Source organism: Dryocola clanedunensis (genome assembly GCF_038405435.1).
In the GTDB taxonomy this organism is placed as follows: Bacteria; Pseudomonadota; Gammaproteobacteria; order Enterobacterales; family Enterobacteriaceae; genus Dryocola; species Dryocola clanedunensis_A.
This window is the reverse complement of record NZ_JBBYHZ010000001.1, coordinates 368,649-384,047: the sequence shown is the minus strand read 5'-3', so window position 1 is coordinate 384,047 and position 15,399 is coordinate 368,649. Positions and strand designations below refer to the sequence as shown.

At 56.7% G+C, this 15,399-nt stretch carries 9 protein-coding genes and 1 pseudogene; 5 read left to right on the top strand and 5 right to left on the bottom strand.

What is annotated here, in order from left to right; translation table 11 throughout:
• Positions 1 to 96: 96 nt before the first annotated feature.
• The 4 genes and pseudogenes from parC to AAE045_RS01725 form a co-directional block, all read left to right on the top strand.
• Positions 97 to 2,367, top strand: coding sequence for a DNA topoisomerase IV subunit A (parC, locus tag AAE045_RS01740; RefSeq protein WP_455546214.1), 2,271 nt, complete (start codon positions 97 to 99; stop codon positions 2,365 to 2,367).
• Between the two features lie 86 nt (positions 2,368 to 2,453).
• Positions 2,454 to 3,209: a 1-acylglycerol-3-phosphate O-acyltransferase gene (locus AAE045_RS01735; RefSeq protein ID WP_455546213.1), complete on the top strand. Its 756-nt coding sequence runs from the start codon at positions 2,454 to 2,456 to the stop codon at positions 3,207 to 3,209.
• Positions 3,210 to 3,287: 78 nt separating this feature from the next.
• Positions 3,288 to 4,700, top strand: coding sequence for a cell division protein FtsP (gene ftsP / locus AAE045_RS01730; RefSeq protein WP_455546212.1), 1,413 nt, complete (start codon positions 3,288 to 3,290; stop codon positions 4,698 to 4,700).
• Positions 4,701 to 4,807: 107 nt separating this feature from the next.
• Positions 4,808 to 7,059, top strand: a pseudogene (locus AAE045_RS01725) (YgiQ family radical SAM protein); the annotation flags it as partial.
• A 138-nt stretch (positions 7,060 to 7,197) separates the two neighbouring features.
• Here the strand turns inward: AAE045_RS01725 and dkgA are convergent.
• Both dkgA and yqhD read right to left on the bottom strand, forming a co-directional pair.
• On the bottom strand, positions 7,198 to 8,025 hold the full coding sequence (gene dkgA, locus AAE045_RS01720) for a 2,5-didehydrogluconate reductase DkgA (RefSeq protein WP_202308497.1): 828 nt from the start codon (positions 8,023 to 8,025) through the stop codon (positions 7,198 to 7,200).
• 105 nt (positions 8,026 to 8,130) lie between these two features.
• A complete protein-coding gene (gene yqhD / locus AAE045_RS01715) occupies positions 8,131 to 9,294 on the bottom strand; it encodes an alcohol dehydrogenase (protein WP_455546211.1) in 1,164 nt (387 codons plus the stop codon).
• Positions 9,295 to 9,486: 192 nt separating this feature from the next.
• Between yqhD and AAE045_RS01710 the strand changes: the two genes are divergently transcribed.
• Entirely contained in the window at positions 9,487 to 10,377 is an 891-nt protein-coding gene (locus tag AAE045_RS01710; protein ID WP_455546210.1) for an AraC family transcriptional regulator, read from the top strand.
• A 42-nt stretch (positions 10,378 to 10,419) separates the two neighbouring features.
• Here AAE045_RS01710 and AAE045_RS01705 read toward each other — a convergent pair whose 3' ends face one another.
• The 3 genes from AAE045_RS01705 to metC form a co-directional block, all read right to left on the bottom strand.
• Entirely contained in the window at positions 10,420 to 13,026 is a 2,607-nt protein-coding gene (locus tag AAE045_RS01705) for a hypothetical protein (protein WP_455546209.1), read from the bottom strand.
• Positions 13,027 to 13,353: 327 nt separating this feature from the next.
• Positions 13,354 to 14,013: a DedA family general envelope maintenance protein YghB gene (gene yghB, locus AAE045_RS01700; protein WP_455546208.1), complete on the bottom strand. Its 660-nt coding sequence runs from the start codon at positions 14,011 to 14,013 to the stop codon at positions 13,354 to 13,356.
• Between the two features lie 161 nt (positions 14,014 to 14,174).
• Positions 14,175 to 15,362, bottom strand: a complete 1,188-nt coding sequence (gene metC / locus AAE045_RS01695) for a cystathionine beta-lyase (RefSeq protein WP_455546207.1) — start codon at positions 15,360 to 15,362, stop codon at positions 14,175 to 14,177.
• Between the last annotated feature and the right edge of the window lie 37 nt (positions 15,363 to 15,399).

Below are 15,399 nucleotides of genomic sequence, written 5' to 3'. Positions count from 1 at the left end.
CTCCCCTGTGACTACACCTGCCAGATAAGGTACTATCGGCGGCAATTACGCCGTTTGTGGCCACACTCGGCTCGTCAGTTTGAGGATGAATGATTAATGAGTGATCTGACTCATGATGGTGCAGAGCGCCTTGCGCTGCACGAATTCACGGAAAATGCCTATCTCAACTACTCCATGTACGTCATCATGGACCGCGCGCTGCCGTTTATCGGCGATGGGCTTAAGCCCGTTCAGCGCCGCATTGTTTATGCCATGTCGGAGTTGGGACTAAGCGCCAGCGCGAAGTTTAAGAAGTCCGCCCGTACCGTCGGTGACGTGCTGGGTAAGTACCATCCGCACGGCGACAGCGCCTGTTACGAAGCGATGGTGCTGATGGCGCAGCCGTTCTCTTACCGCTACCCGCTGGTAGACGGGCAGGGAAACTGGGGCGCGCCGGACGATCCGAAGTCCTTTGCGGCAATGCGTTATACCGAATCTCGCCTGTCGAAATACGCTGAAGTCCTGCTCGGCGAGCTCGGCCAGGGCACCGTGGATTACACCCCAAACTTTGACGGTACGCTTCAGGAGCCAAAAACGCTGCCTGCGCGCCTGCCAAATATCCTGCTGAACGGGACCACCGGTATCGCCGTAGGGATGGCGACGGATATTCCTCCGCACAACCTGCGTGAAGTGGCGAAGGCGGCAATGACGCTTATCGACCAGCCGAAAACCTCGCTGGACGAGCTGCTGGATATCGTGCACGGCCCGGACTACCCAACGGAAGCCGAAATCATTACCCCGCGTAATGAAATTCGCAAGATTTACCAGACCGGGCGCGGTTCCGTCCGTATGCGCGCGGTTTGGAAGAAAGAAGAGGGCGACGTGGTAATCACCGCGCTGCCGCACCAGGTCTCCGGCGCTCGCGTGCTGGAACAAATTGCCAACCAGATGCGTGCGAAAAAGCTGCCGATGGTTGAAGATCTGCGTGACGAATCCGACCATGAAAACCCGACCCGTCTGGTGATTGTGCCGCGCTCTAACCGCGTGGACATGGAACAGGTGATGAACCACCTGTTCGCCACCACCGATCTTGAGAAGAGCTATCGCGTTAACCTCAATATGATCGGCCTGGACAACCGTCCATCGGTGAAGAACCTGCTTGAAATTCTGACCGAGTGGCTGGTTTACCGTCGTGACACGGTGCGTCGTCGCCTTAACTATCGTCTCGAAAAAGTCCTTAAACGCCTGCATATCCTCGAAGGCTTGCTGGTGGCGTTCCTCAACATTGATGAAGTGATTCACATCATCCGCACCGAGGATGAGCCGAAGCCGGTGCTGATGGAGCGTTTCGCACTCAGCGAAACCCAGGCTGAATCCATCCTCGAGCTGAAATTACGCCACCTCGCTAAACTCGAAGAGATGAAAATTCGCGGCGAGCAGGGCGAGCTGGAAAAAGAGCGCGACCAGCTGCAAAGCATCCTCGCCTCCGAACGTAAAATGAACACCCTGCTGAAGAAAGAGCTGCAGGCAGATTCAGACGCCTACGGTGACGATCGCCGTTCGCCGCTGCGCGAGCGCGAAGAAGCCAAAGCCATGAGCGAACACGATATGACCCCTTCCGAGCCGGTCACCATCGTGCTGTCGCAGATGGGCTGGGTGCGCAGCGCCAAAGGCCATGATATCGACGCGCAGGGCCTGAACTATAAAGCAGGGGACAGCTACCTGGCCTCGGCGAAGGGCAAGAGCAACCAGCCGGTTGCCTTTATCGACTCGACCGGGCGCAGCTACGCGCTGGATCCGATCACGCTGCCGTCCGCCCGCGGCCAGGGCGAGCCGCTGACCGGCAAGCTGACGCCGCCGCCGGGCGCGGTTGTTGAGCATGTGCTGATGGCGCCGGACGACCAGAAGCTGCTGATGGCCTCGGATGCAGGCTACGGCTTCGTCTGTACATTCAATGATTTAGTGGCGCGCAACCGTGCCGGTAAAACGCTGATTTCCCTGCCGGAAAACGCCCGTGTGCTGCCGCCAATGGAGATCACCAGCGCCGACGATATGCTGATGGCGATTACCGCCGCAGGGCGCATGCTGATGTTCCCGGTCAGCGATCTGCCGCAGCTGTCGAAAGGCAAGGGCAACAAGATTATCTCTATCCCTTCCGCTGAAGCGGCGAAAGGAGATGATAAACTGGCGCATCTCTTTATTCTGCCACCACAAAGTACCGTTACGCTGCACGTTGGAAAGCGTAAAATCAAACTGCGTCCGGAAGAGCTGCAGAAGATCACCGGAGAGCGTGGCCGTCGCGGTACGTTAATGCGTGGTTTGCAGCGCATTGACCGGGTGGAAGTTGACTCCCCGGCCCGCGCAGGCGCTGGCGACAGCGAAGAGTAATCCGAGGGCGGCACCTGTCGCCCAATCGGTGTGGTTTACGCTAAATAAGTCATTCTTGTTTAGCGGTTCAGGTTTCAGAGGTTGTTATGCTAGCCATCATCCGTTTTATCATCGTTGTGATTTATTGCATTCTGGTCTGTATTTTCGGCTGTATTTACTGCCTTTTCAGCCCGCGCAATCCGCGTCACGTGGCGACCTTTGGCCATTTATTTGGCCGCCTTGCGCCCGTTTTTGGGCTGAAGGTGGAGGTCCGTTTGCCGGCGGGCGTTGAAAATCATCCCACCGCCATTTATATCGGTAATCATCAGAACAATTTTGATATGGTTACCGCCGCGAATATCGTCCAGCCGCCAACGGTCACCGTGGGCAAGAAAAGCCTGTTATGGGTGCCGTTTTTCGGGCTGCTGTACTGGCTAACCGGTAACATCCTGATTGACCGGGATAACCGCGCAAAGGCGCACAGCACCATTTCCCAGGTTGTGGCGCAGATGCAGAGACGTAAAATCTCCGTCTGGATGTTCCCGGAAGGTACGCGTAGCCGCGGCCGCGGCCTGCTGCCGTTCAAAACCGGTGCGTTTCATGCTGCAATTGCCGCAGGCGTCCCAATTATTCCCGTGTGCGTTTCCAATACCAGTAATAAAATTAAGCTGAACCGCTGGAATAACGGTCTGGTTATTGTTGAAATGCTGCCGCCGATTGATACCAGCGAGTTTGGTAAAGATCAGGTGCGCAAACTCGCGACCCACTGCCGCGAAATTATGATGGCCAGAATTGACGAGCTTAATAAAGAAGTTGCGCAGCGAGAAGCAGCCAAAACGATTGAAAAGAAACAGGCGAATTAATTCGTCTCATGCCGGGGTTCGCCCCTCTGGCGGTACGGTTTGTACCGCCCCACGTTTTACGTTTTACATGGAGCAATTATGTCACTCAGTCGGCGTCAGTTTATTCAGGCATCGGGAATAGCGCTTTGTGCAGGTAGCGTGCCACTGAGGGCAAACGCAGCTGGGCAGCAGTTACCTTTACCCGTCCCGCCGCTGCTTGAGTCCCGCCGTGGGCAGCCTCTGTTTCTGACTTTACAGCGGGCGCACTGGTCGTTTACCGGCGGCGCGAAAGCGCAGGTCTGGGGGCTGAACGGGCGCTATCTTGGGCCAACCATCCGCGTATGGAACGGCGATGACGTGAAGATGATTTACAGCAACCGCCTGCAGGAAAATATCGGCATGACGGTTGCCGGGCTTCAGGTGCCGGGTCCGCTTATGGGCGGGGCGCCGCGCATGATGTCCCCGAACGTTGACTGGGCACCGGTGCTGCCGATTCGCCAGCAGGCCGCCACGCTCTGGTACCGCGCCAGCACGCCGAACCGTTCTGCCGAGCAGGTTTACAACGGCCTCGCGGGTATGTGGCTCATTGAAGATGAGGTCAGCAAATCCCTGCCCATCCCCAACCACTACGGGGTAGATGACTTCCCGGTGATTATTCAGGACAAGCGGCTGGATAACTTCGGCACGCCAGAATACGTTGAGCCGGGCAGCGGTGGTTTTGTAGGGGATACGCTGCTGGTAAACGGCGTGCAGGGGCCGTTTGTTGAGGTTTCTCGCGGCTGGGTACGCCTGCGTTTGCTGAACGCGTCGAACGCGCGTCGTTATCTGTTGCAGATGAGCGATGGCCGTCCGATGCACGTGATTTCCAGCGATCAGGGTTTCCTGCCCGCGCCCGTGTCGGTGAAACAGCTTTCTCTGGCGCCGGGCGAACGTCGCGAAATTCTGGTCGATATGACCGAAGGGAAAGAAGTGTCGATTACCTGCGGCGAAGCGGCGGGGATCATGGATCGTATTCGCGGCTTCTTCGAGCCGTCCAGCATTCTGATTTCGACCCTGGTGCTCACGCTGCGCCCGACGGGCCTGTTGCCGCTGGTCACCGACAGCCTGCCGATGCGCCTGCTGCCGGATGAGATTATTAACGGCAGCCCGGCCCGCAGCCGTGATATTACCCTGGGTGAAGATCCGGGTATTAACGGCCAGCTGTGGGATATCAAACGGACTGATATTCAGACCCAGCAGGGGACATGGGAACGCTGGACCGTGCGTTCCGACATGCCGCAGTCCTTCCATATTGAAGGCGTGACCTTCCTGATCCGCAACGTCAACGGCGCCGCGCCGTTTGGCGAAGACCGCGGCTGGAAAGATACCGTATGGGTAGACGGGCAGGTTGAACTGCTGGTCTACTTCGGACAGCCGTCCTGGGAGCATTTCCCGTTCCTCTACTCCAGCCAGACGTTAGAGATGGCGGACCGAGGTTCTATAGGACAGCTGCTGGTGCAGCCTGCGCCATAACCGCAGGCAAATCAGCAGGGTGGATGCCCTTTGCGGCATCCACCGAAAAGAGAAGAAAGTGGCGGATGGCGTGGTGATTATCCGCCCGATTAAGAAAACCACCTGCACTGTCGTTTAAACGTACAAATCTCATCGCAAAACGGCGTATAATCGCCGGCTTTGGTTACTTTTACATCATTTTTTCGGAAGCATTATGAGCTCTATCAGCTTGATCCAGCCGGACCGCGAACTCTTTTCGTGGCCGCAGTACTGGGCGGCCTGTTTCGGTCCGGCCCCGTTTTTACCTATGTCACGCAAAGAAATGGACGATTTAGGCTGGGACAGCTGCGACATTATCCTGGTTACCGGGGACGCCTACGTTGACCACCCGAGCTTCGGCATGGCGATCTGCGGCCGTATGCTTGAGGCTCAGGGTTTCCGCGTCGGCATCATTTCCCAGCCGGACTGGAACAGCAAAGAAGATTTCATGACGCTGGGCAAGCCAAATCTGTTCTTCGGCGTGACCGCGGGCAACATGGACTCAATGATTAACCGCTATACCGCAGACCGCAAGCTGCGCCACGACGATGCCTACACGCCGGATAACGTGGCGGGCAAACGCCCGGATCGCGCCTCCCTGGTTTATACCCAGCGCTGTAAAGAAGCCTGGCGTGACGTGCCGGTGATTCTGGGCGGTATCGAAGCCAGCCTGCGCCGTACCGCGCACTATGACTACTGGTCTGACACCGTGCGTCGTTCAATCCTGGTCGATGCTAAAGCCGATATGCTGATCTTCGGCAACGGTGAGCGTCCGCTGGTGGAAGTGGCGCACCGTCTGGCGATGGGCGAGAAGATCGACGAGATCTGCGATGTGCGTAATACCGCGATGATGCGTAAAGAAGCGATGCCGGGCTGGGCGGGCGTGGACTCCACCCGTCTGGATACGCCTGGGCGCATCGACCCCATTCCGCACCCATACGGCGAAGATTTGCCGTGTGCGGATACCGGCAAGCCGACGGTAGCCCCGGCAGAGCAAGAATCTAAAGCGGTTGTTGTGCAACCCGCGCGTCCGAAGCCGTGGGAGAAAACCTACGTTCTGCTGCCGTCGTTCGAGAAAGTGAAAAACGACAAGGTGCTGTACGCCCACGCATCGCGCATTCTGCACCATGAAACCAACCCGGGCTGCGCGCGTGCGCTGATGCAAAAGCACGGTGACCGCTATATCTGGATCAACCCGCCTGCCATCCCGCTTTCCACCGAAGAGATGGACAGCGTGTTTGCCCTGCCGTACAAACGCGTACCGCACCCGGCCTACGGCAAGGCGCGTATCCCGGCGTATGAGATGATCCGCTTCTCGGTCAACATCATGCGCGGCTGCTTCGGCGGCTGCTCGTTCTGTTCTATTACCGAACACGAAGGGCGCATTATTCAGAGCCGTTCCGAAGACTCGATCATCAGCGAAATTGAAGCGATGCGCGATACCGTACCGGGCTTTACCGGCGTGGTCTCGGATCTGGGCGGCCCAACCGCAAACATGTACATGCTGCGCTGTAAGTCGCCGCGTGCAGAGCAAACCTGCCGCCGCCTGTCCTGCGTTTACCCGGACATTTGCCCGCACATGGATACCAACCACCAGCCGACGATCAACCTGTATCGCCGCGCCCGTGAGATCAAGGGCGTGAAGAAGATCCTGATCGCATCTGGCGTCCGCTACGATATCGCGGTGGAAGATCCGCGTTATATCAAAGAGCTGGCGACCCACCACGTGGGCGGCTACCTGAAGATCGCCCCGGAGCATACCGAAGAAGGGCCGCTGTCGAAGATGATGAAGCCGGGAATGGGCAGCTATCAGCGCTTTAAAGAGCTGTTTGATACCTATTCTAAGCAGGCCGGGAAAGAGCAGTACCTGATCCCGTACTTTATCTCCGCGCACCCCGGCACGCGTGATGAAGATATGGTGAATCTGGCGCTGTGGCTGAAGAAGAACCGCTTCCGTCTGGATCAGGTGCAGAACTTCTATCCGTCACCGCTCGCCAACTCGACCACCATGTATTACACCGGCAAGAACCCGCTCGGGAAGATTAGCTACAAGAGTGAAGAGGTCGTGGTGCCGAAGGGCGATCGTCAGCGCCGCCTGCATAAAGCGCTGCTGCGCTATCACGATCCGGCTAACTGGCCGCTGATCCGCGAAGCGCTGGAAGCGATGGGCAAAAAGCATCTGATCGGCGGTCGCCGCGAGTGCCTGGTGCCGTCGCCGACTCTGGAAGAGATGCGCGAAGCCCGTCGCTATAACCGCGGCGCACGTCCGGCACTGACGAAGCACACGCCGATTGCGCATCAGCGTCGTCCTGCGGCAGCCGCCGCTGGCGCGAAGACTGCGGGAGCAAAGGCTGCGGGCACGAAGAGACGTGCGCCGAAGCCTTAAATAAAAAGGGCGGATAGCGTTTGCGCTTATCCGCCCTACAAATTCAACCGTAGGTCGGATAAGCGTAAGCGCCATCCGACACTACCAGCCAGTTTAACCGCCGAACACGTCCGGGTCCGGACCAAGCCGCTTACCGCTGTCCAGCTTCGTAATCTCCCCCAGCTCGTCCTTATCAAGACGGAAATCAAAGACGTCAAAGTTCTCGGCAATGCGCGATGGCGTAACCGACTTCGGTATAACCACCAGGCCGCTGTCCAGGTGCCAGCGAATAACAATTTGCGCCGGGGTTTTGCCGTATTTATCCGCCAGATCGCGAACGATCTTCTGATCGAATACGCCCTGGCCGCCCTGGGCCAGCGGGCTCCATGACTCGGTCTGGATTTTGTGCGTGGCGTTCCAGGCGTGCAGCTGACGCTGCTGCATTAACGGGTGCAGCTCAATCTGGTTGATAACCGGCGTAACGCCCGTTTCATCAATCAGCCTCTGCAAATGGTTGACCTGGAAATTACAGACGCCGATGCTCTTCACCAGCCCCTGCTTTTGCAGCTCAATCATCCCCTTCCAGGCTTCTACGTAATGGTCCTGGCTCGGTACCGGCCAGTGCATCAGGTAGAGATCGACGAAATCAAGCTGTAGCTTTTCGAGGCTCTCTTCCAGCCCCTGACGCGGGCGCTGCTGGTTGTCATTCCAGAGTTTGGTGGTGATAAACAGCTCGTCACGCGGCAGGCCAGCATTTTTTAGCGCGCTGCCCACGCCGTCTTCGTTTTTATACGCCGCGGCGGTATCGATTGAGCGATAGCCGACTTCCAGCGCCTTCTCAATGGCCAGCCCGACCTGTTCGTTAGTCGCCTGCCATACGCCGAGGCCCAACTGAGGCATCACGTTCCCGTCCTGGAGCCTGATTACTGTTGGATTAGCCATGCGTTCCTCCTTAATGAGCGATAGCACCGGGGCGAACCCCGGTGAAACAATTGCATTTAAGTCTGGACCATATACCCGAAAACGAAAACCAAATGGGCAAATTACTTAGCGGGCGGCTTCGTAAATGCGGCGGCTGACGTCGAGGGTAATGTCCTGATGCTCACCCAGCTGGGTCATGCCTTTTTCCTGCAGTTTGTTCAGCAGGGCCGGGATGGTGCTGCCGTCCAGACCGTAGGCGGACAGGCGGGTTGGGGTGCCCATTTTCTCGAAGAAGTTGCGGGTCGCTTCGATTGCCGCATCGATACGCTCTTTTTCGCTGCCCTCGGTGATATTCCACACGCGTTCCGCGTACTGCAGGAGCTTGTCGTGTTTCTCGGCGCGCTTCTCATTGAGCAGGGAAGGCAGGACAACCGCCAGCGTCTGGGCGTGATCCAGACCGTGCATTGCGGTCAGCTCGTGGCCCAGCATGTGCGTTGCCCAGTCCTGTGGAACACCGGCGCCAATCAGGCCGTTCAGGGCCATAGTCGCAGCCCACATTACGTTGGCACGCACGTCATAATTCTCTGGATCTTTCAGCGCTTTCGGGCCGTCTTCCACCAGCGTCAGCAGGATACCTTCTGCGAAGCGATCCTGAACCTTCGCGTTAACCGGATAAGTGATGTACTGCTCAACGGTATGTACGAACGCATCAACCACGCCGTTAGCTACCTGACGTGGCGGCAGGGTGTAGGTGTAAACAGGATCCAGTACGGCGAAGACCGGCTGTACGTGCTCGGACATAAACGCGCGTTTGTCGCCGGTTTCGCGGCGGGAAACCACCGCACCTTTATTAGATTCTGAACCCGTTGCAGGCAGCGTCAGCACGGAACCCATAGGGATGGCGCTCTGTACGTCGTTGCCGTGGGTCAGCAGGATATTCCACGGATCAACGTCAGCCGGATAGTTGGCCGCGGCCGCGATGAATTTCGTGCCGTCCAGGACGGAGCCGCCGCCGACAGCCAGCAGGAACGTCACGTTCTCTTTACGGACGATTTCTACGGCTTTCATCAGCGTTTCGTAGGCCGGATTTGGTTCGATGCCGCTAAATTCCAGCACGTCCAGACCTTCCAGCGCGGCGTAAACCTGGTCCAGCACGCCGTTTTTCTTCACGCTGCCGCCGCCGTAGGTAATCAGAACGCGGGCGTTGGCCGGGATCTGGTCACGCAGTTCAGCGATAGCGCCTTTACCAAACAGGATGCGGGTTGGGGTGTGTAAATTAAAATTGTTCATTCTGTGTTTCCCGTAATGTGGGTGAAAAAGGAAAGCATCGCGCTTTTCGATGGTGCCCATTGTCGGCCTGTGGGGGCTATCTCTCAATGCATATTCCTGCCTTTGTCTTGCCCATTTCTCCTGATGGCTGGAGAATTATCGAAAATGGACGCACACTGATAGCGCTAAAAAAGCCTTGTGGAGCCGATGAGAATGAACCGTAAAGCGATTTGCCAGCAGCTGACGGAAAAGATTAATCAATTGATACAAAATGAAAATACTGCCAGGCCGACGCTGCCGAACGTGCGTCTGCTGTACGGGACTAAGCCCAACGGCAGAACGCCGGTGATGTATGAGCCGGGGATAGTAATTCTCTTCTCCGGGCATAAAACGGGCTATATCAACGACCGCGTGTTCCGCTACGACGCCAACGAATATCTGCTGCTGACGGTTCCTTTACCCTTCGAGTGTGAAACTTTCGCGACGCCGGAGGTGCCGCTGGCGGGAGTGCGTATCAACGTGGATATTTTGCAGCTTCAGGATCTGCTGATGGACATCGGTGAGGATGATTTATTTCACCCGCAGGCGTGCTCCACGGGCATAAACTCTGCCGAGCTTTCCGAGGAGATCCTCTGCGCGGTGGAGCGCCTGCTGGATGTCATGGAGCATCCGCTGGATGCCAGGATCCTGGGCAAGCAGATCATCCGCGAAATCCTCTACCATATTCTGACCGGGCCACGGGGCGGCGCGCTGCTGGCGCTGGTGAGTCGCCAGACGCACTTTAGCCTGATCAGCCGCGTGCTCCGGCGCATCGAAACGCAGTACACGGAAAACCTCTCCGTTGACCAACTGGCGGCGGAAGCCAACATGAGCGTGTCGGCCTTCCACCATAATTTTAAATCCGTCACCAGCACCTCGCCGCTGCAGTACCTGAAAAGCTACCGGCTGCACAAAGCAAGAATGCTGATCCTGCACGATGGCCTGAAGGCCAGCACCGCTGCGGTAAAGGTTGGTTATGAGAGCGCCTCGCAGTTTAGCCGCGAGTTTAAGCGCTACTTTGGCGTGACGCCGGGCGAGGATGTGGCGCGAATGAGGACGATATAAGTGGTGAAGAGCGTGCCCCGGGAGGGGCACGCCGCTACTGCATTACTTCGTGTCGAACTTAACAGGATTATCGCGATAGGCTTTCAGCTTCGTGCGCATCCAGCTGCTGCTGTTCTGGTTAACCGCGCTGACAACGCCCGTTGTCGCACCGCCACCAACCTGCACGTGGAAAATCCCGCGTGAAGGGAAGTCCAGATATTTAGGCGTAGTGAAGTCCCACTCGTGGCGGCTGAACAGCTCGCCTGAGTTGTGGCCCATCATATCGGCGAAGGCGGAAGGGAATTCAATCTCCATCAGTTTTTTATTGATGGCGTTGATATCGCTGCCGATCTCCGCATGGCCCATCAGGTAGCTGCCGCCGGTGCCCCAGAACTGATCTTCCAGTACGGTCACGGCCTCGTTGGTGTCAGCCAGGCGGCTGGCCGGCATCTGCCACGGCATCACCGGCTGGCGCAGGTGGCGGCTGAGTGAGGCACAGAAGTCGAAAGTGCGGTCCCACTCAAACGGCGAGTAGCAGTAGCCGTTGTCGTAGGCACGAATGGTGAAGTCGTCGGCTTCGTAGCGGTCGGTTGCCATGAAGTCAGCACCTTTCGCCACGGCGGCGGTACCGTCAGCCTGGGTGTACGGGGTCTCTTCGAAAACGCCGACCAGCAGGGCATACTCGGCGGTCAGCTTACCTGCCAGCTCCGGGGTCATGGTCATTTTCTTGTGCGTGCAGTCCGCAGGATCGAAAACGTCATCGTAGGTGAAATCGCTGTACAGCCACTGTGAACCAGCTACGCTCCACAGGTTAACCTGCCAGCCAAGGACCACGTCCGGGGCCACAACGCGCACCACCCAGTTCACGGCTTTGATATAGCCTTTCAGGGTGTCGGTGATGTCTGCCGGAATAGCGATTTGCACATTGTGATGCGCAAGCGCTTCAGCCAGCGGGCCGCGCACCGGGATTTCATAGGTCGGCGCAAAACCGTTCTTCTGACATTCGCCCAGGTAGTCCGGGTTGACGATAAAGCCTGCCGGTACTTCATTTTCATCATCTTTAGTCGCCTGGGCGATCTGCAGGGCCTGAATGAAGTTCGCGAAGCTGTACATCAGGCGGTCGGCATCTTTGATGATATGCGAGACGTCACCCAAAGAGAGGTTACAGGTGTAGGAGACCATCACCGGCAGCACCGGCTGGTTCAGCTTATCTGCGACCTGACGGGCCATTGCGATGACCTGTGAGGTTGGCTCTTTCGCCGGATCCAGGAAGCCGCCCGCATCGCCCATGCCGTCATCGCCGGAATATTTGAACAGGGAAGAGACGCGCGCCTCGACGAAATCATCCGCGTTAGACGGCGACATGTTCGCGCAGCCACCGAAGCTCAGGAAGTCCGGGAAGCCTTTAACGCGCAGGTTAGCACCTTCGACGATCGTTAAGGTCAGCTGCACCGGCGTGTTTGATTCAACGGTCAGAGGTTCAGGGCTGGCATCTGTGTAATACAGCACGCCGTCATGGATGAACGAGCCAGAAACCACGAGGTAAGTGCCCGGAACGAGGGTAACGGACTCAACGTGGGTAGACTGCTGGGCAGGCAGGTTATCAAAGCGATACTCGCGCGGCGTGCTGCTAACTTCACGCAGGCGCAGGCCAAAAGTCACGTCGACGGCTTTTTCCGCTGCAATATTGATTGTCAGCTTTGCGGCGTCCGGCTGTGAATCACTCGACTGGCCGATCCTGGACTGGTCAAAGATGATGGCATGGCACCGTGCGTCCAGGCTGCCGTCAATCTCGCTAAAAGTATAATGAACGTTGTTCAGCCTGACGTCGGCGATGCGCACGGCATACCTGCCGCTCACCGGCAGGTTATCCAGACGCAGCTGCTCCCCGGCGCGCAGCGCGGCAGTCAGTTTTTCAACGCCATTTTCCAGATAGGCCAGCTGGAAGATTTCGCCATTCAGGGCGGGAATGCTGCTGGTATCGATGGAAATATCGAGCGTAGTGCTGTGAACCTCTGCACCAAAATCAATATCCAGCTCGGTGGACTCACCTTTGCCGATGGACAGTTCAGATTTGCTCAGGATGACCGGCGCGGAAACGGTGCCGTCCGGGGTCTTCAGGTCGGTCGCGACAACCTTATAGGTTCCGACAGTGACATCGAAGGTTGAAGTGCCAGCCGCAGGATTTAAAGTGACAATTTGCTCACCGCGGATCAGGCTTAATTCGACCTGCACATTTTCCAGACCGGCAGGATGATTTTTGGAGTTGATAACCAGCTGCCCGGTTATGCCTGGCTCTTCATCTGCGGCGGCAGAAAACGTGTTGCTCATGACTGACCACTTAGGTTCAATATCAGAGCTTGCATTGACCCCGATATGGACGTTGGTAATCGTATTGCCGATGCGTTTGCCGTCCGCCTTTTTAATGATGACTTTTGTATCATAAATACCGCTGCCCACTTCTCTTGCTTCTATTTCAGCGGTAAAAGAGCTCCACGGATCGGATGTCACGGTAACATCACCTTCGGTAACTCGTCCCGGTGCGCTGAATACAATAATTAACTCTTCATTAATATTGACGGCTTCGCCGGATTTCGATTTGAAGTTTTTAATTTCGGCAGTGGGATACCAGGTGTCATCAGTAATATTGAGGGTAAAGTCCAGTTGCATCTTGTTTCTCCATCAGGTCAGGTTATGTCGCTGTGTCATGGGCCTTTGCGCTAAAGCACCGCCCGCTGACCAACAGCGTTATTTCAATGAACGGATAACCCGTCGGGACAGGCTACCGGTGGAGAATTTATAAGGCATTGGCGGCATCATTACCGTCATTTAATGGGGTCGATGATGTTATGTGAGAGTCGTTTATATTTTTATTTTTATGTGATTTTTAAATGAGGTATTTTTAGGGGTAGCGTACCGCTATAAAGAAGCCCGAATATCAGAGAAAGACTGATATTCGGGCTTCTTTATATAAGAATGAGAGAAAACGTTATTTATTTATGCCAGTTTGACTTTTTTTTTGATCACCACGAACAACGTGCCGACCAGGCCCGCAACCAGCAGCGCGATGGGCAGGATCATCAATACGGTCATCACCTGATCTTCATGACGCTTCACGAAGGGGATCATGCTTAACGCGTAGCCGAAGCTGGTCACCACGCCTACCCACAGCAGGGCACTTAGCCAGTTAAAGAACTGGAAGCGGCGGTTGCTGAGGCCGGAGATACCCGCCATGGTTGGCAGCAGGGTGCGCACAAAAGCTAAGAAGCGACCGGCCAGCAGGGCCAGCAGGCCGTGCTTATCGAACATATGCGTGGCGCGCTGATGATACTGGTCCGGCAGATGTGCCAGCCAGCCCTTCACCGTTTCGGTGTTGCCAAGCCAGCGCCCCTGCAGGTAGCTCAGCCAGCAGCCCAGGCTTGCCGCCGTGGTTAAGATCACCATCGTCGGGACAAAATCCATTACCCCCTTCGCGACCAGCGCTCCGGCCAGTAACAGCAGGCTGTCGCCCGGTAAAAAAGAGGCGGGGAGCAAACCGTTTTCCAGAAACAGCGTTGCGAACATGACGCAGTAGACAACGCCAATCACATGAGGGTCCGCTAATGCGGCAAAGTCGTGATGCCAGAGCGCTTCAGCAATATTTTGTATTACAGCCATTGAAAATCCTGTGAAACCGCTTAAGTCAGCCGCCCCGGACAGGACGAACCTTTATTAAGACATAGTGTAACGCGAAAAAGCCCACAGCACCTTGATCGTGGGCTCAACTAATCACAGCGGCGGCAAGATCTCCGTCTCCTCAGGTGTCCATGCTGGCAACTTCAGGCTATACGCTGGAACCCTGCTTCAAGATCGCTTATCAGGTCATCGACATTTTCGAGGCCAATGTGAACGCGTACCAGCGTTCCTGAGAAATCTACACCGCCTGCCGGGCGGATTTCCGCAAGCTCCTCCGGCTGATTGGCAAGGATAAGCGATTCATAGCCTCCCCAGGAATAGGCCATACTAAAATAGTGGAAATGGTCGAGATAATTTTGTAACCGTTCATCATCCAGGCGCTGTTTCAGCACGAATGAGAACAGTCCGCTGCTGCCTGTAAAGTCACGTTTCCAGAACTCATGGCCCTTGCTGCCCGGCAGCGCAGGGTGATTAACGCGCTCGACAAGCGGGTGCCGGGAGAGCCATTCGGCGATCTTAATGCTGCTTTCTTCATGCTGGCGCAGCCGCACTCCCAGGGTGCGCAGGCCGCGGCTGGTCATATAAGCGGTGTCCGCATCCAGCATCTGGCCCATCAGGTAGGAGTTCTCACGCAGCCGATCCCAGCAGCGGGCGTTGGCAACGGCGGTACCGACCATGGCGTCCGAATGGCCAATCAGGTATTTGGTGCCCGCCTGAATAGAGATATCAATGCCAAAATCCAGCGCCTTAAACAGAATGCCCGCAGCCCAGGTGTTGTCGATCATTATGATGGCGTCCGGCGCAACGCGGCGAACCGCCTTCACGATAGCCGGCACGTCGTGGACTTCCATCGTGATGGAGCCGGGAGATTCAAGAAACACGACTTTAGTGTTCGGCTGAACCAGCCCGGCAATGCCTTCGCCGATAAGGGGATCGAACCAGGTTGTCGTGACGCCGAGCTTCGCGAGGATTTTAGTGCAGAAGTCCTGGGTAGGCTCATAGACGCTGCCGGTCACCAGCACGTTGTCGCCCTGTGCCACAAACGCCAGAATCGCATTTGAAACGGCGGCGGCGCCGCAAGGGTAAAGCGCGCAGCCCGCGCCGCCCTCCAGTTCGCACATGGCTTCCTGCAAAGAGAAGTGGGTGAGGGTGCCGCGGCGCCCATAAAACAGTTCGCCATTCGCGCGGTTTGCGGTGGCCTGCCGTTTGGCGGCGACGGTTTCAAAGACCAGCGATGAGGCGCGCTGAATGACGCTGTTAACCGATCCCTGGGTGAATTTTTTATCGCGCCCGGCATTTACCAGCGCCGTTTCAATGTGCTTCGCTGCCATCTGTTACTACCCCGTTTAACCATCTGGATGTCTAAAG

What these genes read in the sequence shown, in the direction of transcription:
- parC (WP_455546214.1), top strand. Translation starts at nt 97, where the DNA reads ATGAGTGATCTGACTCATGATGGTGCAGAGCGCCTTGCGCTGCACGAA.
- AAE045_RS01735 (WP_455546213.1), top strand. Translation starts at nt 2,454, where the DNA reads ATGCTAGCCATCATCCGTTTTATCATCGTTGTGATTTATTGCATTCTG.
- ftsP (WP_455546212.1), top strand. Translation starts at nt 3,288, where the DNA reads ATGTCACTCAGTCGGCGTCAGTTTATTCAGGCATCGGGAATAGCGCTT.
- dkgA (WP_202308497.1), bottom strand. Translation starts at nt 8,025, where the DNA reads ATGGCTAATCCAACAGTAATCAGGCTCCAGGACGGGAACGTGATGCCT.
- yqhD (WP_455546211.1), bottom strand. Translation starts at nt 9,294, where the DNA reads ATGAACAATTTTAATTTACACACCCCAACCCGCATCCTGTTTGGTAAA.
- AAE045_RS01710 (WP_455546210.1), top strand. Translation starts at nt 9,487, where the DNA reads ATGAACCGTAAAGCGATTTGCCAGCAGCTGACGGAAAAGATTAATCAA.
- AAE045_RS01705 (WP_455546209.1), bottom strand. Translation starts at nt 13,026, where the DNA reads ATGCAACTGGACTTTACCCTCAATATTACTGATGACACCTGGTATCCC.
- yghB (WP_455546208.1), bottom strand. Translation starts at nt 14,013, where the DNA reads ATGGCTGTAATACAAAATATTGCTGAAGCGCTCTGGCATCACGACTTT.
- metC (WP_455546207.1), bottom strand. Translation starts at nt 15,362, where the DNA reads ATGGCAGCGAAGCACATTGAAACGGCGCTGGTAAATGCCGGGCGCGAT.